Below are 19757 nucleotides of genomic sequence, written 5' to 3'. Positions count from 1 at the left end.
CCTGTTCCGCAGCCGGGAGACGACCCCCAGGCCGGTGGAACGGGGTCGTCGACGAGGGTGCCGCCGTGCGTCCAGGCCCGCTCGCGGGGGCGGAACTCGGGTGCCTGGGCGGGCCGTTCGGCCTGCTCGTCACCGTCGGGGAGGGCGCCCGCGGCCGACCGGGCGGCGCGGCGGCACCGCAGCGCGCCGAGCCCGCGCCGCAGGCGCGACCGCAGCCATGAGTCCGGGGCGACGCTCTCGGTCGGTTCCATTCCCGTCCCTCTCACAGCCGGCGGTGCCCACGCCACGCGGACTCACGTCCTGACAGCCGCGTCTGAAAACCCTTCCCCCGGCTCTCCACGACACGAGCAGGGGACACCCCGTCCGCATGCGGGGCACGGCAGGCGCACACCTCAACAGTAGGCCGCAGAAGGCTTCCACGGGCAGCGGTCGTCTACGGTTGCCCGAATGCGACCCGGCCACCCGTATGCATCTGGTATGCGCTGAACGGGTGGCCTTCAACCGCTATTCTTCGGTCGGAAGCGCGGCTTCCCGGGCGGCGTCCGCCCCTTGTTCCAACAGGACCGCGAAGCCGTCCTCGTCGAGTACGGGAACCTTCACTTGCATGGCCTTGTCGTACTTCGAGCCGGGGTTGTCCCCCACCACGACGAATCCGGTCTTCTTTGAAACGGAACCGGTGACTTTGGCTCCGCGGCTCTGGAGCGCCTCTTTCGCGCCATCCCGCGTGTAGTTCTGCAGCGTTCCGGTGACGACGACGGTGAGGCCTTCGAGCGGGCGCGGGCCCTCGTCCTCGCCGCTGCCTTCTTCCTCCATCCGGACGCCCGCGGCCCGCCACTTGCGGATGATCTCCTGGTGCCAGCCTTCGGCGAACCACTCCTTGAGGGAGGCGGCGATGGTCGGGCCGACACCCTCGACGGCGGCCAGCTCCTCCTCCGTGGCCTGCTCGATGCGGTCGATGGAGCGGAACTCGCGGGCGAGCGCCTCGGCGGCCACGGGGCCCACGTGGCGGATGGACAGGCCGGTGAGGATCCGGGCCAGCGGGCGCTCCTTGGCGGCCTGGATGTTCTCCAGCATGGCGAGGGTGTTCTTCTTCGGCTCGCCCTTCTGGTTGGCGAAGAAGGTCACGACCTTCTCCTCGCCGGTCTTCGGGTCCCGCTTGGGCAGGCCCGAGTCCTGGTCGAGGACGTACGACTTGATGGGGAGCAGCTCCTCGACCTTCAGGTCGAAGATGTCGCCCTCGTCGAGGATCGGGGGCGTCGCGGGCTCCAGGGGGCGGGTGAGCGCGGCCGCGGCCACGTATCCGAAGTTCTCGATGTCCAGGCACTTGCGGCCCGCCAGATAGAACAGGCGCTCGCGCAGCTGGGCGGGGCAGGTCTGGCCGTTCGGGCAGCGGAGGTCGATGTCGCCCTCCTTCATGGCCCGCAGGGCCGTGCCGCACTCGGGGCACTCGGTGGGCATCACGAACTCGCGCTCGCTGCCGTCGCGCAGGTCGACGACGGGGCCGAGGATCTCCGGGATGACGTCGCCCGCCTTGCGGATCACGACTGTGTCGCCGATGAAGACGCCCTTGGCCTTGACCACGTCCTGGTTGTGCAGCGTGGCGAACTCGACCTCGGAGCCCGCGACGGTGACGGGCTCGACCTGGGCGTAGGGCGTGACGCGGCCCGTGCGGCCGACACCGACCCTGATGTCGATCAACTTAGTGTTGACCTCCTCCGGCGCGTACTTCCAGGCGATGGCCCAGCGCGGGGCGCGCGAGGTGGAGCCGAGGCGGCCCTGGAGCGGGATCTCGTCGAGCTTGACGACGACGCCGTCGATCTCGTGCTCCACGGAGTGGCGGTTCTCCCCGAAGTACGTGATGAAGTCGCGCACGCCGTCGAGGCCGTCGACGACCCTGTTGTGCCGGGCGGTGGGCAGGCCCCACTCGCGCAGCAGGCCGTACGCCTGCGAGAGGCGGTCGATGTCGAGGCCCTCGCGGGCGCCGATGCCGTGCACCACCATGTGCAGCGGGCGCGTGGCGGTGACGCGGGGGTCCTTCTGGCGCAGCGAACCCGCCGCCGCGTTGCGCGGGTTGGCGAAGGGCTTGTCGCCCGCCTCGACCAGGCGGGCGTTGAGCTCCTGGAACTTCTCCATCGGGAAGAAGACCTCGCCGCGGATCTCCACGAGCGCCGGGACGCGGTCGCCCTGGAGGCGGTCGGGGATGTCGGCGATGGTGCGCACGTTCGGCGTGATGTCCTCGCCGGTGCGGCCGTCGCCGCGGGTGGCGGCGCGGGTCAGCCTGCCCTGCTCGTACGTCAGATTGACCGCGAGGCCGTCGACCTTGAGCTCGCAGAGCAGGTGGTAGTCCGGGGAGCCGACGTCCTTGGCGACGCGCTCGGCCCAGGCGGCCAGCTCCTCGTCGTCGAAGGCGTTGTCCAGGGAGAGCATGCGCTCGCGGTGCTCGACCGAGGCGAAGTCCGTCTCGTACGAACCGGCGACCTTCTGGGTCGGCGAGTCCGGGGTGCGCAGCTCCGGGTGGCGCTCCTCCAGGGCCTCCAGCGAGCGCAGGAGCTTGTCGAACTCGGCGTCGCTGATGACCGGCTGGTCCTTCACGTAGTACCGGAAGCGGTGCTCCTCGATCCGCTCGGCCAGCTGGGCGTGCTGCTCGCGCGCCTCGGCCGGCACCGCGCCTTCCTGTTCGACAGCCACCGTTTCGTCCTCCCGTTACCTTCTGACCCAGTTACTCAGGGTTGTCCGCGAGTGATCTCGCCGCCCGGACGCAGTGCGCGAGCGCCGCTCGGGCATATGCGGGCGAAGCGCCCGCGAGACCGCACGCCGGCGTGATCGTGACCGCTTCCGCGAGCGACCCCGGATTCAGCCCCAGCCTGCGCCCCAGCGTCCTGACACCCATGACGCTACCGGCAGGGTCTGACAATGGGCCGTCCGTGCCCGGTACGACACCGGCGAACAGCTTCGCCCCGGCCTCGACGGCCTCCCCGAGCACCTCGTCGTCACGCTCGGTGAGAAGCGAGAAGTCGAACGACAGGCCGTGCGCGCCCGCCCTGCGCAGCAGCGCGAACGGCACGTCGGGCGCGCAGGAGTGCACGACGACGGGGCCGTCGTGCACGGCCATGACGTCGCGCAGGGCGCTCTCCACAACCTGGCGGTCCACGGCGCGGTGGGTGCGGTACTCGCTCGCCGTCTTGATCCGGCCGCGCAGCACGGCGGTCAGGGACGGCTCGTCGAGCTGGAGCACGAGCCGGGCGCCCGGCACTCGCTTGCGGACCTGCGCGAGGTGGGCCCTGAGGCCCTCGGCCAGGGAGCCGACCAGGTCCCGGCAGGCGCCGGGGTCGGAGACCATCGCCTCGCCGTTCTTCAGCTCCAGGGCGGCGGCGAGCGTCCACGGGCCGACGGCCTGCACCTTCAGGGGCCCCTCGTAGCCCTGGGTGAACTCCTCCAGGGCGTCGAGGTCCTCGCCGAGCCAGGACACCGCGCGCCGCGTGTCGCGTCCCGGCCGGTCGCCGACCCGCCAGCCGCTGGGCTCCACGCGCGCGTACAGCTCGACGAGCAGCCCGGCGGTGCGGCCGATCATGTCGGCGCCGGGGCCGCGCGCGGGCAGCTCGGCCAGGTACGGGATGCCCTGCTCGGGGGTCTCGAAGGTGCCGGTGACGGTCTTCGCGCTCTCGCGGGCGTCGCCCCCCGGCATCGAGCCGACGCCGGTGGCCGGGCCCAAGGACCAGGTGTCGTCGGTGCTCATCGGCCGGGCCGCACCGTCAGGTCGTTGACCTCCGCGTCGCGCGGCAGGTCGAGGGCCATCACGATCGTCGTCGCCACGGACTCGGGGTCGATCCACTTCTCGGCGTCGTACTCCTTGCCCTCCTGCTGGTGCACCTTGACCTGCATGGGGCTCGCGGTGCGGCCGGGGTAGACGGAGGTGACGCGGACGCCGTTGCCGTGCTCCTCGTGGCGCAGGGAGTCCGCGAGGGCCTTCAGACCGTGCTTGGAGGCGGCGTACGCGGACCAGTCGGCGCTCGCGCGAAGGCCCGCGCCGGAGTTCACGAAGACCACGTGCCCCTGGGTGACGCGGAGTTGGGGCAGGAAGTGCCGGGTCAGCTCGGCGGGCGCGATCAGGTTCACGTTCAGCTGGTGGCGCCAGGCCTTGGGGGTGAGGTCGCCGACCGGGCCGAGGTCGACGACGCCCGCGATGTGCAGCAGGGAGTCCACGCGGTCCGGGAGCGGCTGGTGCGAGAAGGCCCAGGAGAGCCGGTCCGGGTCGTTCAGGTCGCCGACGAGGGTGCTCGCGCCCGGGAACTCGGCGGCGAGCTCCTTGGCGCGGCCCGCGTCGCGCGCGTGCAGCACGAGGGCGTCCCCGCGCGCGTGGAGACGGCGGGCCACTGCGGCCCCGATGCCGGAGCCCGCCCCGGTGATCACATGAGTTGCCATGCGCTTATGGTCGCATTCCGGCCGCGTGCTCCCGGATGCGAGCCGGGGGCGGGGCGGCCGGCGGCGGGGCGTGGCGGGCGGCCGGGAACGAGCCGGTGGCAGTGGGCCGCTCCCGCAGGTCCCGGGTGCCCCTACGCGCCTCCCGCCCCGTCCCGGGGGCCCCGGCGCCTCAGCGCACCCCCAGCGACTCCTCCAGATACGCCAGGGCGCCCACCGGCTCCTCCGCGAAGAAGACCAGGTCGGCCAGCGGCACCGGCAGGAAGCCCTCGTCCTCCATGCGGCGGAACTGCTCCCGCAACCCGTCGTAGAACCCCGCCGTGTTGAGCAGGACGACCGGCTTGGTGGTGCGGCCGTGCTTCTTCAGCTCCAGGATCTCCGTGGCCTCGTCGAGGGTGCCGGTGCCGCCGACCATGATGACGACCGCGTCGGCCCGCTCCAGGAGCAGCGCCTTCCGCTCGGCGAGGTCCTTGGCTATCACCATGTCGTCGACGCCGGGCCGGGCCTTGGCGGCGAGGAAGTCCACCGACACGCCGGTGAGCCGCCCGCCCGCCTCCTGCACGCCGTCGGCCACGACCTTCATCAGGCCCACGTCGGAGCCGCCCCACACCAGGGTGTGGCCGCCCTTGCCGAGCAGCTCGGCGAACTCGCGGGCGGGGCGGGTGTAGGTCTCGGGCAGATCGGCGGCAGAGAGGAAGACGCAGATGTTCATGCGCTCCACGGTACGTTCCGCCGCCGAAAGGCCGGCGGGCGGCGGAAGAAGTCCGCCGCCGCGCGCGCTGTACGAGGCAGCACGAGGACCAACGAGACAGCACGAAGCCGTACGAGGCCGTACGAGGCGACCCCGGCGAAAGGGATGACCGTGACCGCAGGACATCGCATCACCATCGAGCAGGGCACGCAGCACGTGCGCGTGGAGCACGACGGGCAGGTCGTGGCGGAGAGCAAGCGCCCCCTGGTGCTGCGCGAGACGGGCTGTCCGGTGCGCTACTACCTGCCGCCGGAGGACGTGCGCACGGATCTGCTGACGCCCTCGGGGACGCACACGTACTGCCCGTTCAAGGGCACGGCCTCCTACTGGTCGCTGCCGGGCGGCGAGGACCAGGTGTGGGCGTATCCGGAGCCCAAGGCCGAGGTGGCCGAGATCAAGGACCACCTGTGCTTCTACGAGACCGAGGAGGTGGCGAAGGCCTCCTGAGGGACGGCCGTGAACGTCCTGCGGTACGCCGCCGGTGACACCCCGAGCACCGACCGCATGTGCTGCCGCAGGGAGTTGGCGGTGCCGAAGCCCGCGCGGTGGGCCACCAGGTCGATGGGCAGGTCGCTGCTCTCCAGGAGGTGACGGGCCACCTCGATGCGCTGGGCCGTGAGCCAGCGGCCCGGCGTGGTGCCCACCTCGTCGCGGAACCTGCGCGTGAACGTGCGCAGGCTCATGCGCGCGTGGTCGGCCATCTCGCCGAGCGTCAGCGGCTCCTGGAGGCGTTCGAGCGCCCACGCGCGCGTGGGGGCCGTGGTGGCGACCGTCGGCTCCGGGACGGGCCGTTCGATGTACTGCGCCTGCCCGCCGTCGCGCCACGGGGGCACGACGCAGCGCCGGGCCACGTGGTTGGCGACGGCGCTGCCGTGGTCGCGGCGCACCAGGTGCAGACAGAGGTCGACGCCCGCGGCGACGCCCGCGGAGGTGAGGATGTCGCCGTCGTCGACGAACAGCACGTCCTCGTCGAGCCGTACGCGCGGGAACTCGCGCCGGAACTGCTCGGCGACCTGCCAGTGCGTCGTCGCGGGCCGCCCGTCCAGGAGACCGGCCGCCGCGAGGACGAACGAGGCGCTGCAGAACGACACCAGGCGCGTGCCCGGGCGCACCTTCGCGAACGCGGCGGCCAGCGGCGCGGGCAGGCCGTCGGCCGCCGACGCCCGGTCGCAGGGGGCGGCGGGCGGGATCACCACGGTGTCGGCGTCGGCGAGCGCCTCGGGGCCGTGCTCGACGGCCACGGAGAAGCCCGCGTCGGTCCGCACCGGGCGCCCGTCCGCCGTGCACACCACGACCTCGTACAGCGGCCGCCCCGCGGCGTCCTCGGCGTTGCCGAAGACGCGTGGGGCGATGCCCAGCTCGAAGGAGTACACGCCGTCCAGGGCGAGGACGGCGACGCGGTGGGGGCGGCCGGGTGCGGTGAACGAGCTCATGGCCAGATCCTGTCACATGATGACCAAACTGCCAGCACCACGGCGGGCCGCCGGGCCGCACGCTGGTGACCGTTCGCCGGAACTCCGGTGATCACTCACCACGAAGGACAAGATCAATGAGCTCGCTCAGCGACCGCCCGACCCGCCCGACCATGCGTGCCGTCAGCCCGCGCGCGTGGGGCACCCCCGACGTGCTGGTCCCCGTGGAGGTGGACCGCCCGGAGCCCGGTCTCACCGAGATCCTGGTCAAGGTGCACGCGGCGGGCGTGAACCCCGTCGACTGGAAGACCCGCGCCGCGGGCGCGTTCGGCACCTGGGGCGACACGCCGATCCTCGGCTACGACGTCTCGGGGACCGTCGAGGCCGTGGGCCCCGGGGTGACCCTCTTCGCGCCGGGCGACGAGGTGTTCGGCATGCCGCGCTTCCCGGAGCAGGCGGGCGGCTACGCCGAGTACGTGACCGCGCCCGCGCGCCGCTTCGCCCCCAAGCCCGCCGCCGTCGACCACGTCCAGGCGGCCGCCCTGCCGCTGGCCGCGCTGACCGCATGGCAGGGCCTGATCGAGACGGCGGGCCTGCGCGCCGGGCAGCGGGTCCTGATCCACGCGGCCGCGGGCGGCGTGGGCCACCTCGCCGTGCAGATCGCCAAGGCGCACGGCGCGTACGTCATCGGCACGGCACGCGCCGACAAGCACGCCTTCCTGCGGGGCCTGGGCGCGGACGAGCTGATCGACTACACGGCGACGGACTTCGCGGCGGCGGTGCGGGACGTGGACGTCGTCCTGGACGGCGTCGGCGGCGAGTACGGCCCCCGGTCGCTGCCCGTGCTGCGCCGGGGCGGCCACCTGGTCACCCTGCCCGACCCGGGCGGGCTCCCCGACGCCGCGCGGGCCGAGGCCCTGGGCGTGCACACCGGCTGGACGGTCGTCGAGCCCGACCGCCACGGCATGCTGGAGATCGCCCGCCTGGTGGCGGAGGGCAAGCTCCGCGCGGAGATCGCGAAGGTCCTGCCCCTGAAGGACGCGGCCGAGGCCCACGCCTACGGCGAGCGCGGCCGCACCCAGGGCAAGATCGTGCTCCAGGTGACCTGACCGGCCGCGCCCCCGGCTTCAGGTGGCGCTCAGGGGCTCAGGGGCTCAGCAGGGCCGCGACGAGGGGCCGTCGTAGCGTGCCCAGAGCGCCCGCCAGTCGCGGTCGTACAGGACGATGTTGGCGTCCTTCTGGACCCGCAGCCACGCCCCCCTGCTGCCGCACCCGTGTGTCCCCAGGGACCACAGGGGATTGCCCTGCCCGTCGTAGAGGACGACGTTGCCGTCCCGCTGCATCCACAGCGACACGTTCCAGCCGCGGGTGTCGGTCTCCCAGACCGGGATGTAGTTGGTGACGTCATGGTTGTAGAGGACGACGTTGCCGTCTTCCTGGACCCACAGCTCGTACCAGTGCCACCCCAGCTCGATGCTCACCGCGATGTACTTGTTCTTCGTCAGGCACTCACCGGGCTTCAGGTAGTCGTGGTAGCCCGAGCCCTGCGGGGGTGTGGAGCAGCCGGAGTCGGGGAAGGCCAGCGGCCGCACGGCGCCCTGGGACTTCACCGGTCCGGAGAGGAGCCCCTTCTTCCTGGCCTCCTGGAGCGTGGGCAGGCCCTTCAGGGGCGCCGACGGCAGCGTGGGGACCTTGTCGCCCTTCTTCGGCCGTACGGACTTCGGAGGGACCGGGTGGGACACCGTGGGCGCCGTCGCCCGGGCAGCGTCGGGGCGCGGCTCGGCCGTGGCGGCGGGAGCCAGACAGCCCAGGGCGAGCACGGCGGCGAGCACCGTGGTGATCAGGGTGGTGCGGCGGTTCATGGGGGCGTCGGCTTTCGTCAGCACGGGCGGGTGGAGGGGCCGCTGAAGCGCGCCCAGAGCGGGCCCCAGTCACGGTCGTAGAGGACCAGGTTGGCGTCGGCCTGGACCCGCAGCCACGCGCCCCAGTCGCCGCACCCGTGCGTCCCCAGGTTCCACAGGGGGTTGCCGCGCCCGTCGTAGGCGACGACGTTGCCGTCCCGCTGCATCCACAGCGACACGTTCCAGCCGCGGGTGTTGGTCTGCCAGACCCATCGGTAACCCGCGTCGTTCTTGTAGAGGACGACGTTGCCGTCCTCCTGGACCCACAGCTCGTACCACGCCAGGGTGCCGATGTGGGCGGCGATGAACTTGCCCGGGGTCAGGCACTCACCGGGCTTCAGGTAGTCGTGGTAGCCCCAGCCCTGCGGCGGTTCGGAGCAGTTCGCGTCGGGGAAGGACCGCACCTTCACCCCGCCCCGGGACTTGACCGGCCCCGAGACGAGGCCCCTCTTCTTGGCCTCCTGGAGCGTGGGCAGGCCCTTGAGGGACGCCGACGGCAGCGTGGGGACCTTGTCGCCCTTCTTGGGCTGGGCGGACTTGGGCGGGCCCGGGTGCAGTGCCGTGGGCGCGGACGGCGAGGCGGTGTCCGGGCGCGCTTGGGCCACGGAGCCGGTCGCCAGCGGACCGATGGCGAGGACGGCGGCGAGGGCCGCGGTGAACAGCGGCGCCCCGCGTCGGGCGCCGCCCGCCGGGGTTCTTCTGAGGATCATGCCGCCATGGCACCGCACGGCGGTCCACAGCGGGTCAACGCGCGGTAAACGGGCCCCTGGGGGGTCAGACGGCCGCCGCGGCCCGGTGGGTCGTGGCGATGGTCGCCGAGCCCACCACGCGCGTGCCGTCGTACAGGACGATCGCCTGGCCGGGGGCGACGCCGCGGACGGGCTCCGTGAAGGAGACCCGCAGCTCGCCCTCGGACGTCAGCTCCGCCGTGACCGGCGTCTCGTCGCCGTGGGCGCGCAGCTGGGCGGTGTACGTGCCCGCTCCGGAGGGGGCGGCGCCGCACCAGCGGGGCTTGACAGCCGTCAGGGCGGTCACGTCGAGGGCGGCGGCGGGGCCGACCGTCACCGTGTTGTTCACCGGCGAGATGTCGAGGACGTAGCGCGGCTTGCCGTCGGGGGCGGGCGTGCCGATCCTGAGGCCCTTGCGCTGGCCGATGGTGAAGCCGAACGCGCCCTCGTGGGTGCCGAGGACGGCGCCGGACTCGTCGACGATGTCGCCCTCGGCCTTGCCGAGGCGGGAGGCGAGGAAGCCCTGGGTGTCGCCGTCGGCGATGAAGCAGATGTCGTGCGAGTCGGGCTTCTTGGCGACCGCGAGGCCCCGGCGCTCGGCCTCCGCGCGGATCTCGTCCTTCGTCGTCACCGTGTCGCCGAGCGGGAACAGCGCGTGGGCGAGCTGGCGGTCGTCCAGGACGCCGAGCACGTACGACTGGTCCTTGGCCATGTCCGAGGCGCGGTGCAGCTCGCGCGAGCCGTCCTCGCCCACGATCACCTGCGCGTAGTGGCCGGTGCAGACCGCGTCGAAGCCGAGGGCGAGCGCCTTGTCCAGGAGCGCGGCGAACTTGATCTTCTCGTTGCAGCGCAGGCACGGGTTGGGCGTGCGCCCCGCCTCGTACTCGGCGATGAAGTCCTCGACCACGTCCTCGCGGAACCGCTCGGCGAGGTCCCACACGTAGAACGGGATGCCGATGACGTCCGCGGCGCGGCGCGCGTCGCGGGAGTCCTCGATGGTGCAGCACCCGCGCGCGCCGGTCCGGAACGACTGCGGGTTCGCCGAGAGCGCCAGGTGCACTCCGGTCACGTCGTGCCCGGCTTCGGCGGCTCGGGCGGCGGCGACGGCGGAGTCCACACCGCCGGACATGGCGGCGAGGACACGGAGCGGGCGGCTGGTGCGCTGCGGGGTCTGCGAAGTCATAGCTCTAACAGGGTACGGGGCGACGGGAACCTCCCGCCCGTGCGTATCCGTTGACGATCACATGGGGGACGAGAGCGAGCAGGACGGGAGCGCGGGCGCACCGCCGGAGCCCCGGCGCGGGCCGGGCAGGCGCGCGCTGCTGATCGGCGGCGCCGCGGCGGGCCTCGGCGCCGCCGTGCTGGCCCGCGACGAGCTGGGCCGGCTGTGGTGGCGCCTGCCCGGAGTGGTGAAGAAGCGCAAGGAGGGCGAGGTGGACGCCCCGGGAGCCCAGTGGATAGCGGCCTCCAGTGCGAACTGGCGCCGCGCCGACCGCCCCTCCGACTACGACATCGACCGCGTGGTGATCCACGTGGTCCAGGGCGGGTACGCGACGGCCCTGAAGGTCTTCAAGGACCCCGGCCACGGCGCCGCCGCCCACTACGTGGTCCGCAAGGACGGCCACGTCGCCCAGATGATCCGCGAGCTCGACGTGGCCTACCACGCGGGCAACCGGGACATGAACGAGCGCAGCGTGGGCATCGAGCACGAGGGCTTCGTCGACAAGAAGGCCTCGTTCACCGACGCCATGTACGCGTCGTCGGCGCGGCTCACCGCCGGGATCTGTGAGCGGTACGACATCCCGGTGGACCGGGAGCACATCATCGGGCACGTGGAGGTCGACGGCACGGACCACACCGACCCCGGGCCGCACTGGGACTGGGACCGGTATCTGCGCCTGGTGCGGCGGGCCCGGGACCGGCCCCGGCCCGCCCGCTCCGGGGCGGGCGCGACGCCTAGCTGAGCCCCGCCGAGCGCGCCCGCTCCACCGCCGGGCCGATCGCCGCCGCCACCGCGTCCACGTCCGCCTTCGTCGACGTGTGGCCGAGCGAGAAGCGCAGCGTCCCGCGCGCGAGGTCGGGGTCGGTGCCGGTGGCGAGCAGCACGTGGCTGGGCTGGGCGACGCCCGCCGTGCACGCCGAGCCGGTCGAGCACTCGATGCCCTGCGCGTCCAGGAGCAGCAGCAGCGAGTCGCCCTCGCAGCCGGGGAAGGTGAAGTGGGCGTTGGCGGGCAGCCGGCCCGCCGGGTCCGGGTCGCCGCCCAGGATCGCGTCGGGGACGGTGGCGCGGACGGCGTCGACCAGTGCGTCGCGGAGCGCCCCGACCTCGCGGGCGAACCACTCGCGGCGCTCGGCGGCGAGCCGCCCGGCCACGGCGAAGGCGGCGACGGCGGGCACGTCGAGCGTGCCGGAGCGCACGTGCCGCTCCTGGCCGCCGCCGTGCAGCACGGGCACGGGGCTGTAGGCGCGCCCGAGCAGCAGCGCGCCGATGCCGTAGGGGCCGCCGACCTTGTGGCCGGAGACGGTCATCGCGGCGAGCCCGGAGGCGCCGAAATCGACGGGCACCTGCCCGAAGGCCTGCACGGCGTCGGCGTGCAGCGGCACGTCGAACTCGGCGCAGACATCGGCCAGTTCGCGCACCGGCTGGAGGGTGCCGATCTCGTTGTTGGCCCACATGACGGTGGCGAGGGCGACGTCTTCGGGGTTGCGGGCGATGGCCTCGCGGAGCGCCTCGGGGTGCACGCGCCCGTGCGCGTCGACGGGGAGGTACTCGACGGTGGCGCCCTCGTGCTCGCCGAGCCAGTCGACGGCGTCCAGGACGGCGTGGTGCTCGACGGGGCTGGCGAGAACGCGGACGCGGGCCGGGTCGGCGTCGCGGCGCGCCCAGTACAGGCCCTTCACGGCGAGGTTGTCGGCCTCCGTGCCGCCGGAGGTGAACACCACCTCGCTGGGGCGGGCGCCGAGCGCGTCGGCGAGCGTCTCGCGGGACTCCTCGACGGTGCGCCGGGCCCGGCGCCCGGCCGCGTGCAGCGAGGAGGCGTTTCCGGTGACGGCGAGCTGCGCGGTCATCGCCGCGATCGCCTCGGGAAGCATGGGCGTGGTCGCGGCGTGGTCGAGGTAGGCCATGGTGGGCACGATTCTACGAGCCGCACCCGGGCGCCCGGACCCCGGTGGCCCCCGTCCGGCCGGGATCCGCCGTGCTCGCGCCGGGTCAGCCCGCCAGGCTCCAGGAGACCGTACCGTCCAGGGAGACGAGCGCGGCGAGAACCACGAGGTCGGCGACGCCGAGCCCGAGGCCGAGCAGCGCGCGGCCGCGCCGGGCGGTGCCCCGCCGCAGGGCGACGCAGGCGAGCGCGATCGCGACGGGGCCGAGCACGACGTTCAGGACGAGCAGGCCGAGAAGCCCGAGGACGAAGGAGGCGACGGCCATCCCGTCGGTGTCCCGGCCACCGACGGGCCGCTCGCCGGACGACACCGCCGACGGCTCTGCCGACGGCTCTGCGGAGGCCTCTGCCCACATCTCTGCGGACGGCTTCACGACCGGATCTTCGGTGGGCTTCAGCGCGGTGAGTTCCATGGTGCGACTCCTCATGGTGAGGCGGATGTCGTACGAGACGGGACGCGACGGGACTTGACGGGGGCGAGGGCGGGGCCCACCGCGTCAGCGGTGGCGCGCGCGGCGCTCGCGCACCGCGAAGACGAGGAGCCACAGCCCGATGACCGCGGCCATGACGAACGTGACGGGCAGCGGGACGTGCGCCACGGTGCCCATGGCGACGCCGAGGAGCAGGAGCGCGGCGACGAGGAACAGCATGAAGAACCCCTCTCTTCGGTGAACCCGGTGAATCCGGTGAATCCGGCGGACTCGGCAAGCCCGGCAAGCCCGGTGAACGCTTGTGGTTACAACTGTTCACTGACTTCTGAGTCTACTCACCTCCCGGCTTCCAAAACTCGGAGAACAGTTGTTAACTGCATGGCATGAGTCACACCCTCGGCGACCGGCCCGTCGGCATCCGGCAGGCCCAGAAGCAGAAGACCCGGCAGGCCCTCCTGGACGCCGCGCTGCGCCTGCTCGCGGAGCAGAGCCTGTCCAGCCTGGGCCTGCGCGAGGTCACCCGCGCCGCGGGCGTGACACCCACCGCCTTCTACCGGCACTTCCGCGACACCGCCGACCTGGGCGTGGCGCTCGTCGAGGAGGCCCTCGGCAGCCTGCACACGACGCTCGCGGCGATGCTCACGGCCACCGGGGACGGCGAGGAGCGCATCGCGGGCGCCGTCGAGCTGATCGCCACGTACGTACGCGCGTACCCGGCGCACGTGCGCTTCATCGCCCGCGAGCGGCACGGCGGAGTGAAGGCCGTGCGGGAGGCCATCGGCGACCAGCTCGCGCTGTTCGCACGGGAAGTGGCGGCGCAGTTCGCCGAGGAACCGGAGGCCGCGGGCTGGAGCGAGGCCGACCTCCTGATGCTCGCGCGGATGTACGTGGACCACATGGTGATGACGGCCTCCGCGCTCCTGGAGACCGAGGACGAGGCCGAGGTCACCGGCACGGCCCGCAGCCAGCTGCGCCTGGTGGGACTCGGCCGCAGCCACTGGCTCGACACGCCGGTAAGGGGCAACTAGCCTCAACACCCATGACAGACACGCACGCCGACTGGACCCTCGACCGGACCTTCGCCTCCTCGTCCGGCGCCGTCCGCTGGGCCGCGCTCGGGCCCGCGGACGCGAGCCCCGTCGTCCTCGTCCACGGCACGCCCTTCTCGTCGTACGTGTGGCGGGGCGCCGCCAGGGCGCTGGCGCGCGACCACCGCGTGTACGTGTGGGACCTGCCCGGGTACGGCGCGTCGGAGATGCGCGCGGGACAGGACGTGTCGCTCGCCGCGCAGGGCCGCGTGCTCACCGAACTGCTCGCCCACTGGGGCCTGGACGGCGAGCGGCGCCCGGCCGTCGTCGCCCACGACTTCGGCGGCTGCGTGGCACTGCGCGCCCACCTCCTGCACGGCGCCCGCTACGCCCGGCTCGCGCTGGTCGACCCGGTGGCGCTCGCGCCCTGGGGCTCGCCCGCGTACCGGCTGCTCGGCGCGCACGCCGAGGTGTTCGGGCAGCTGCCGCCCGCGCTGCACGAGGCGCTTGTACGGGAGTACGTCGGCTCCGCGAGCCACCGCGGGCTGCACCCGGCCGTCCTCGACCGCCTCGTCGCGCCCTGGTGCACCGAGGCGGGCAGGCCCGCGTTCTACCGGCAGATCGCGCAGAACGACCAGCGCTTCACCGACGAGATCCAGGGCCGGTACGGCGAGGTCGAGCCGCCCGTGCTCGTCTGCTGGGGCACCGAGGACACCTGGATCCCGGTGGCGCGCGGGCACGAACTGGCCGGACTCCTGCCCGGCGCCGAGCTGCGCCTCATCGAGGGCGCCGGACATCTCGTACAGGAGGACGCTCCGGCGGAACTCACCGGCGAGGTCAGTCGTTTCCTGAACGCGGGCCTCTCCGGAGCTCACTGACGATAGAGGTCAGTGACGGCCGCGGCGGCCCGCGCCAAGTCCGCACGCACCTCCGGGGGAGACACGACCTCCACGGAGGCGGCGAAGGGCAGCAGCATGCGCGCCGCCCCCACCGCCTCCAGTTCGAGCAGGACGGTGACCCACTCCCCCGCGCCGTCGTCCTCGGCCACCCGCGTGAGCGAGCCGACGTGCAGCCGCAGGAACTGCTCGTAGCGCTCGCGCCGCACCCGCACGGTCACCTCCACGCCGCCCGCGCGCCGCTCCACCCGCCGCTTCAGCTCCTCCCAGACGTGCGCGAGCTCGACGCCCGCCCGGCGCCTGACGGGCTCATCGGTCAGTTGCGCCGCGCGCACCCGGTCGGCGCGGAACAGCCGCGGCTCGCCGCCGCTGTCGGCCACCAGGTACCAGACGCCCGCCTTGGACACGAGTCCGTACGGATCGACGGTGTACGTCCGCGGCTCGCTCGCGCCGCTGTGCCGGTAGCCCACGCGCAGCCGCCGGTCCGCGAAGACGGCGTCCTGGAGCACCCCGAGGTGGTCCACGGGCAGCCCCGCGCCCGGACCGCGCGTCCAGCGCTCGGCGTCCACCAGGACGCGACGGCTGGTCAGCTCGGCGGCGGGCCGGTGCGGTTCGGGCAGCGCCGCCATCACCTTGCGCAGGGCCGAGCCGAGCGCGGCGTCCAGACCGAGCGCCGCGTGCGCGCCCCGGGCGGCCAGCAGGAACAGCGCGCGGGACTCGTCGGCGGTCAGCCCCGTGACGTCCGTGCGGTAACCGGGCAGCAGCGCGATGCCGCCGTGCCGCCCGCGCTCGGCGTACACCGGGACGCCGGCCGCGGACAGCGCCTCGACGTCGCGGTAGATGGTGCGGACGGACACCTCAAGGCGCTCGGCGAGCTCGTGCGCGGGCACCTGCCCACGGGTCTGGAGCAGCAGCAGGATGGACAGCAACCGGTCGGACTTCACGGGCACAAGGATCGCGCAGCCCCGGCCGCGACCTCATGCGCGGCCCGCGCCCACGGCGCCCCGCGCGCCCCCCGTCGCCCGTCCCAGCCGCCCCCGCCGCCGCGCGCCGTGCCCCGCGCCCCATCCGCGTACCGCGCGCCGGATCTCCGCCGGATCCAAAAGCGACGGGAAACACTCATCAGGACTTCCCAAATCCTGCTTATGATTCGTGGGTGTTCGACTCCCGGCACATCAGGTCCTTCCACGAAGTGGTCCGCACCGGCTCGTACTCGGCGGCGGCCCGCTCGCTCGGCTATACGCAGCCCGCGATCACCCAGCAGATGAAGGCGCTCGAACGGTCCGTGGGCACGGTCCTGTTCACCCGCGTCGGCCGCCGCATGCGCCTGACCGAGGCGGGCGAGGCCCTGTCCCGGCACGCGGGAGTCATCCTCGGCAACATCGACGCCGCCCAGCAGCAGATGAACGCGATCACGCGCCTGCGCACCGGCCGCGTCCGCCTCTGCGCGTTCCCGAGCGCCACCGCCACGCTGATACCGGAGGCCCTCGCCCGGCTCGCCCGCGGCCACCGCGGCATCCGCGTCGAGCTCCAGGAGTACGAGCCGCCGGAGTCGCTCCAGCGCCTCGTGCACGGCGACGCCGACATCACGCTGGCCTTCACCTACCCCGGCCTGCGCGAGGACGTGCCGGACGAGGTCGTCGAAGTGCCGCTGATGGAGGACCAGTTGACGGTCCTGCTGCCGACCGGGCACCCGCTGGCCAGGCGCCGCTCGGTGCGCCTGGCCGACCTGTCCGACGAGCGCTGGATCGCCGGCTGCCTGCGCTGCCGGGCCAACTTCCTGCACGAGTGCGCCGAGCAGGGCTTCGCCCCCGACATCGCCTTCACCACCGACGACAACCTGGTCATCCAGAGCCTCGTCTCCGAAGGGCTCGGCATCGCGATGATGCCGGGGCTCGTCCTCAACTTCCTGTGCCACCGCTCCGTCACGGGCCGCCCCCTGGACCCGGCGTCGCGGCGCCAGGTGTCCGCGTACGTGCTGCGCGAGCACTTGAGGATCCCCGCGACGGCCCTCGTCCTGGACGAGCTGAAGGCAGTGGCGGCGAACCGGATGGGCTGCTGACCCGGAGCACCGGCACCGGCCGACCGGCCCCGTCGAACCCTCAACCCATAAGCAGTTTTTAACCCATCGCGAAGAAACTGTCGTTGGACGTGATGGATGGTGCGGGCCGACTCTGCTGGTATGACCACCCCCACCGCGCACCACGCCCCTGCGGCCCGCACCACCGAGCGGACCGACGCGCTCGTCGCCGACATCCGCGAGGCCGTCGGCCGCGGGCTGCCGCCTGACCTGACCGCCTACCTCGTCGGCGAGCGGCTCGCGCCGCACCTCGGCGCGGCCGACCTGCTCACCCCCGAGCAGTGCGAGGGCGACGCCGACCGCTACCGCCAGCACCTCCTGCACGCGGAGGCCGACGGCAGCTTCTCCGTCGTCGCGCTCGTCTGGCTGCCCGGCCAGCGCACCTCCGTGCACGACCACGTCTCCTGGTGCGTGACCGGTGTGCACGAGGGCGAGGAGCACGAGCGCCGCTACCGGCTCGTGCCCGCGGCGGGACCCGGCACGTCCGCGCGGCTCATCGCCACCGAGGACGTCGTCAACCCCACCGGCGCGGTGTGCGGCTTCGCGCCCCCCGGCGACATCCACCGGGTGTGGAACGCGGGCGCGGGGCGCGCGATATCCCTGCACGTCTACGGCGCGGACATCTCCCGCCTCGGCACCAGCGTGCGGCGGGTGTACGACCTGCCGGCCGACCGCTGATGGCGCTGCTCGGCCAGCGCCCGGCGAAGACCGTGCCCGCCACCGGGCCCGCGGCCCCGCCCGGCCCCTGGCCGGGGCTCGCCCTCGCCGCGGCCGCGGTGGCGCTCGCCTGGCTGACGCACCGGCTGCTGCCCGGTCTGCCGATGCTGACCGTCGCCATCGTGCTCGGCCTGATCGCCGCGCACGTGCCCGGTACGCGCGCCTGGGTGCGGGGTCCCGCCAAGGCCGGGCTCACCTTCGCGGCGAAGCGCCTGATGCGGGTCGGCATCGTGCTCCTCGGCCTGAAGCTCAGCCTCGACGACGTGCTCGGCGTCGGCTGGCAGACCGTCGCGATGGTGCTCGTGACGGTGGCCGCGACGTTCTTCGGCACCTGGTGGCTCGGCCGGCGGCTCGGGCTGCCCGGTGACCAGCCGCTGCTGATCGCCACCGGCTACTCGATCTGCGGCGCGTCCGCGATCGGCGCGGTCGGTGACGTCTCCAAGAGCGAGGAGCGGGACACGGCCGTGTCCGTGGCCGTCGTCACGCTCTGCGGCACGCTCGCGATCGCCGTGCTTCCGCTGCTCCAGGGGCCGTTGGGGCTCAGCGACGCGGAGTTCGGGCGGTGGGTGGGGGCCAGCGTGCACGACGTGGGGCAGGTGGTGGCCACCGCGCAGACCGCCGGGGGCGACGCCCTCGGTGAGGGCGTGCTCGTCAAGCTGATGCGGGTGGCCGTGCTCGCGCCGCTCGTCGCCGCGGTCGCCGTCTCCGTACGGGCGCGGGGCGCGGCCGCGCCGGGCGAGCGGCGGCCCGCCGTGGTGCCGCTCTTCGTCGCGGGGTTCCTGGTGATGGTGGGCGTCCGCAGCACGGGCCTGCTGCCCGGCTCCGCCCTCGACGCGGCCGGACTCGCCCAGGAGCTCCTGCTCGGCGCGGCGCTCTTCGGCCTGGGCAGCGCGGTGGACCTGCGGTCGCTGGCCCGCACGGGGGGCCGGGTGGCCCTGGTGGGGCTGTGCGCGTGGGTGGTGGTGGCGGGGGTCTCCTACGCGGGCGTCTGCGTGACGGCGTGAGCCCTTGACTGGGGCGGGCCCTGGTGGAGCGGTTGCTCGGCACCTGGCGCTGTGCCCACCCCTCCCCAAGCTCTCGGCTCCGCTCGAGCAGGGGATGCCCCACTCGCCCTGCGGGACGATTGCCCACAGCGGGGCGTCGGCTGCGGGCCGTCAGCGGACCGGCCCCACCCTCGGCCCCGGCGGACAACCCCGCGCTCCGCGCGGCCGGGGAAAGTCCCACCCACCCGCCCCCACCAAGTCGAGGCACCACCCGCAGGGCGAAGCGTCGGGCCTCCGCCTCGCAACACCGGGGAGATTCGGGCGGGAAGGGAAGGCAGGGGCCCGTCAGAGGCGGACTCGGGCCAGTTGGCGGGACTGGGCGACCAGGCGGTCGGCCGTGTCCCAGACCTCCGCGTCCTCCTCAAGGAAGCCGCCGGCCAGGTTGCGCGTGGTGATGGACACCCGCAGCGGCCCGGGCGCGGGCCTGGCGCGGATGTGGGCGGTCAGCTCGATGGTCGGCACCCAGCCGGAGAGCCCCATCTCGAACGCCGTCGGCGGCAGCGCGTCCACCGCGAGGAGCAGCGACAGCGGATCCGGGTCACGCCCGTCCGCGAGGCCGAACCAGCCGCGCATCTCGCCCTTCCCGGACGGCGCGCCGAGCGCCCACCCGAGCGTCGCCGGGTCGAGTTTCAGCCAGAGCCGGTCCGCGATCGCGGAGCTGCCGGGCACCGCCCCGCGGTCCGGGGCGTCGTCGGGGCCGAAGCACTGCTCGACGGGCGGCAGGCCGGGCGGAAGCGCCGAGGTGCGCACGTCGTCGGGCAGCGCGTCGAGGTCGCCGTACGAGGCGACGACGCGAAGGCGCTCGACCTCGCGCCCGCCCTCCTCCTGGTACAGGGAGGCCTGCCCGGTCGACAGGCCGCGCCCGGCGCGCACGGTCTGCGTACGGACGACCGCGGGCCCCGGCTCGGAGGCGGTCAGATAGTGCGCGGAGACCGTGAACGGGTCGGAGTGCGGCAGCGCGTGCGCGAGGGCGCGGCCGACGAGGGCCAGGAGGTAGCCGCCGTTGACGGCGCTGATGATGGTCCAGCCCGCCGAGAGCTCGGTGTCGTAGACGCCGGGTTCGCGCGCGAAGACCTCGGTGTCGCGGTCGAACTCGCTGTTGCCGATCGTCGCGCGCGGCGCGGGCGCCGCAGCTGTTTCCGCCATGCCGACAACGTACAACATGTAACTACTAAGCGGTAGCTTTT

Annotated in this window: 22 protein-coding genes; 9 read left to right on the top strand and 13 right to left on the bottom strand. The window is 73.5% G+C overall.

The window, feature by feature from the left end; translation table 11 throughout:
* The first annotated feature begins 65 nt into the window (after window positions 1–65).
* Window positions 66–221 (top strand): hypothetical protein, encoded by a 156-nt coding sequence (locus IG74_RS52080; protein WP_158857634.1) that lies wholly within the window; start codon window positions 66–68, stop codon window positions 219–221.
* Between the two features lie 283 nt (window positions 222–504).
* Here the strand turns inward: IG74_RS52080 and ligA are convergent, their stop codons facing one another.
* The 4 genes from ligA to IG74_RS0115715 all read right to left on the bottom strand — a co-directional run bounded on the left by ligA (window position 505) and on the right by IG74_RS0115715 (window position 5131).
* Window positions 505–2688, bottom strand: a complete 2184-nt coding sequence (ligA, locus tag IG74_RS0115730; RefSeq protein WP_030676337.1) for an NAD-dependent DNA ligase LigA — start codon at window positions 2686–2688, stop codon at window positions 505–507.
* Window positions 2689–2719: 31 nt separating this feature from the next.
* Window positions 2720–3736, bottom strand: coding sequence for a methionine synthase (locus IG74_RS0115725; RefSeq protein ID WP_030676333.1), 1017 nt, complete (start codon window positions 3734–3736; stop codon window positions 2720–2722).
* Entirely contained in the window at window positions 3733–4422 is a 690-nt protein-coding gene (locus IG74_RS0115720) for an SDR family oxidoreductase (protein WP_030676331.1), read from the bottom strand. Before IG74_RS0115720 ends, IG74_RS0115725 begins: the two co-directional genes overlap by 4 nt.
* A 169-nt stretch (window positions 4423–4591) precedes the next feature.
* On the bottom strand, window positions 4592–5131 hold the full coding sequence (locus IG74_RS0115715) for a TIGR00730 family Rossman fold protein (RefSeq protein WP_030676328.1): 540 nt from the start codon (window positions 5129–5131) through the stop codon (window positions 4592–4594).
* A gap of 144 nt (window positions 5132–5275) precedes the next feature.
* On the opposite strand from IG74_RS0115715, the gene IG74_RS0115710 reads away from it, so the two are divergent.
* The gene (locus IG74_RS0115710; RefSeq protein WP_030676324.1) at window positions 5276–5617 is read left to right on the top strand and encodes a DUF427 domain-containing protein; all 342 of its coding nucleotides are present in this window, start codon (window positions 5276–5278) and stop codon (window positions 5615–5617) included.
* Here the strand turns inward: IG74_RS0115710 and IG74_RS0115705 are convergent.
* Window positions 5584–6603 (bottom strand): GlxA family transcriptional regulator, encoded by a 1020-nt coding sequence (locus IG74_RS0115705; protein WP_051854929.1) that lies wholly within the window; start codon window positions 6601–6603, stop codon window positions 5584–5586. The two genes, IG74_RS0115710 and IG74_RS0115705, sit on opposite strands and share 34 nt — an antisense overlap.
* Window positions 6604–6719: 116 nt before the next feature.
* Between IG74_RS0115705 and IG74_RS0115700 the strand changes: the two genes are divergently transcribed.
* Window positions 6720–7691, top strand: a complete 972-nt coding sequence (locus IG74_RS0115700) for an NADP-dependent oxidoreductase (RefSeq protein ID WP_030676319.1) — start codon at window positions 6720–6722, stop codon at window positions 7689–7691.
* Between the two features lie 45 nt (window positions 7692–7736).
* On the opposite strand, the gene IG74_RS47940 is transcribed toward IG74_RS0115700, so the two are convergent.
* From IG74_RS47940 to mnmA, 3 genes are all read right to left on the bottom strand, one after another.
* Complete coding sequence (locus IG74_RS47940) at window positions 7737–8468, bottom strand: hypothetical protein (RefSeq protein WP_158857632.1); 732 nt, start codon at window positions 8466–8468, stop codon at window positions 7737–7739.
* The gene (locus tag IG74_RS47935) at window positions 8462–9193 is read right to left on the bottom strand and encodes a hypothetical protein (RefSeq protein WP_051854927.1); all 732 of its coding nucleotides are present in this window, start codon (window positions 9191–9193) and stop codon (window positions 8462–8464) included. The genes IG74_RS47940 and IG74_RS47935 overlap by 7 nt, the downstream gene beginning before the upstream one ends.
* Before the next feature lie 64 nt (window positions 9194–9257).
* On the bottom strand, window positions 9258–10394 hold the full coding sequence (gene mnmA / locus IG74_RS0115685) for a tRNA 2-thiouridine(34) synthase MnmA (RefSeq protein ID WP_030676313.1): 1137 nt from the start codon (window positions 10392–10394) through the stop codon (window positions 9258–9260).
* Between the two features lie 61 nt (window positions 10395–10455).
* Between mnmA and IG74_RS0115680 the strand changes: the two genes are divergently transcribed.
* A complete protein-coding gene (locus tag IG74_RS0115680; RefSeq protein ID WP_051854926.1) occupies window positions 10456–11175 on the top strand; it encodes an N-acetylmuramoyl-L-alanine amidase in 720 nt (239 codons plus the stop codon).
* On the opposite strand, the gene IG74_RS0115675 is transcribed toward IG74_RS0115680, so the two are convergent.
* The 3 genes from IG74_RS0115675 to IG74_RS52740 all read right to left on the bottom strand — a co-directional run bounded on the left by IG74_RS0115675 (window position 11168) and on the right by IG74_RS52740 (window position 13025).
* Window positions 11168–12337 carry a cysteine desulfurase family protein gene (locus tag IG74_RS0115675; RefSeq protein ID WP_030676309.1) on the bottom strand — a complete coding sequence of 390 codons (1170 nt, stop codon included), beginning with the start codon at window positions 12335–12337 and terminating at the stop codon, window positions 11168–11170. The two genes, IG74_RS0115680 and IG74_RS0115675, sit on opposite strands and share 8 nt — an antisense overlap.
* Before the next feature lie 85 nt (window positions 12338–12422).
* Window positions 12423–12731 (bottom strand): hypothetical protein, encoded by a 309-nt coding sequence (locus IG74_RS0115670; RefSeq protein ID WP_030676307.1) that lies wholly within the window; start codon window positions 12729–12731, stop codon window positions 12423–12425.
* Window positions 12732–12872: 141 nt separating this feature from the next.
* Window positions 12873–13025, bottom strand: a complete 153-nt coding sequence (locus IG74_RS52740) for a hypothetical protein (RefSeq protein ID WP_030676304.1) — start codon at window positions 13023–13025, stop codon at window positions 12873–12875.
* Window positions 13026–13189: 164 nt separating this feature from the next.
* Here IG74_RS52740 and IG74_RS0115660 point away from each other — a divergent pair, with 164 nt between their 5' ends.
* Complete coding sequence (locus IG74_RS0115660; protein ID WP_030676301.1) at window positions 13190–13834, top strand: TetR family transcriptional regulator; 645 nt, start codon at window positions 13190–13192, stop codon at window positions 13832–13834.
* A gap of 11 nt (window positions 13835–13845) precedes the next feature.
* A complete protein-coding gene (locus IG74_RS0115655) occupies window positions 13846–14712 on the top strand; it encodes an alpha/beta fold hydrolase (protein WP_030676298.1) in 867 nt (288 codons plus the stop codon).
* On the opposite strand, the gene IG74_RS0115650 is transcribed toward IG74_RS0115655, so the two are convergent.
* Window positions 14706–15674 carry a helix-turn-helix transcriptional regulator gene (locus tag IG74_RS0115650; protein ID WP_030676295.1) on the bottom strand — a complete coding sequence of 323 codons (969 nt, stop codon included), beginning with the start codon at window positions 15672–15674 and terminating at the stop codon, window positions 14706–14708. The genes IG74_RS0115655 and IG74_RS0115650 overlap by 7 nt on opposite strands.
* A 212-nt stretch (window positions 15675–15886) precedes the next feature.
* Between IG74_RS0115650 and IG74_RS0115645 the strand changes: the two genes are divergently transcribed.
* From IG74_RS0115645 to IG74_RS0115635, 3 genes are all read left to right on the top strand, one after another.
* The gene (locus IG74_RS0115645) at window positions 15887–16792 is read left to right on the top strand and encodes a LysR family transcriptional regulator (protein WP_030676292.1); all 906 of its coding nucleotides are present in this window, start codon (window positions 15887–15889) and stop codon (window positions 16790–16792) included.
* Window positions 16793–16912: 120 nt separating this feature from the next.
* Complete coding sequence (locus IG74_RS0115640; RefSeq protein ID WP_030676288.1) at window positions 16913–17488, top strand: cysteine dioxygenase family protein; 576 nt, start codon at window positions 16913–16915, stop codon at window positions 17486–17488.
* A complete protein-coding gene (locus tag IG74_RS0115635) occupies window positions 17488–18531 on the top strand; it encodes a YeiH family protein (protein ID WP_030676285.1) in 1044 nt (347 codons plus the stop codon). Before IG74_RS0115640 ends, IG74_RS0115635 begins: the two co-directional genes overlap by 1 nt.
* A gap of 324 nt (window positions 18532–18855) precedes the next feature.
* On the opposite strand, the gene IG74_RS0115630 is transcribed toward IG74_RS0115635, so the two are convergent.
* The gene (locus IG74_RS0115630; protein ID WP_030676282.1) at window positions 18856–19716 is read right to left on the bottom strand and encodes a thioesterase family protein; all 861 of its coding nucleotides are present in this window, start codon (window positions 19714–19716) and stop codon (window positions 18856–18858) included.
* Between the last annotated feature and the right edge of the window lie 41 nt (window positions 19717–19757).

The sequence above is a fragment of the Streptomyces sp. NRRL B-1347 genome (genome assembly GCF_000720325.1).
Lineage (GTDB): Bacteria > Actinomycetota > Actinomycetes > Streptomycetales > Streptomycetaceae > Streptomyces.
Note: the sequence above shows the minus strand (reverse complement) of the source record. Positions and strands in the feature narration are given on the sequence as shown.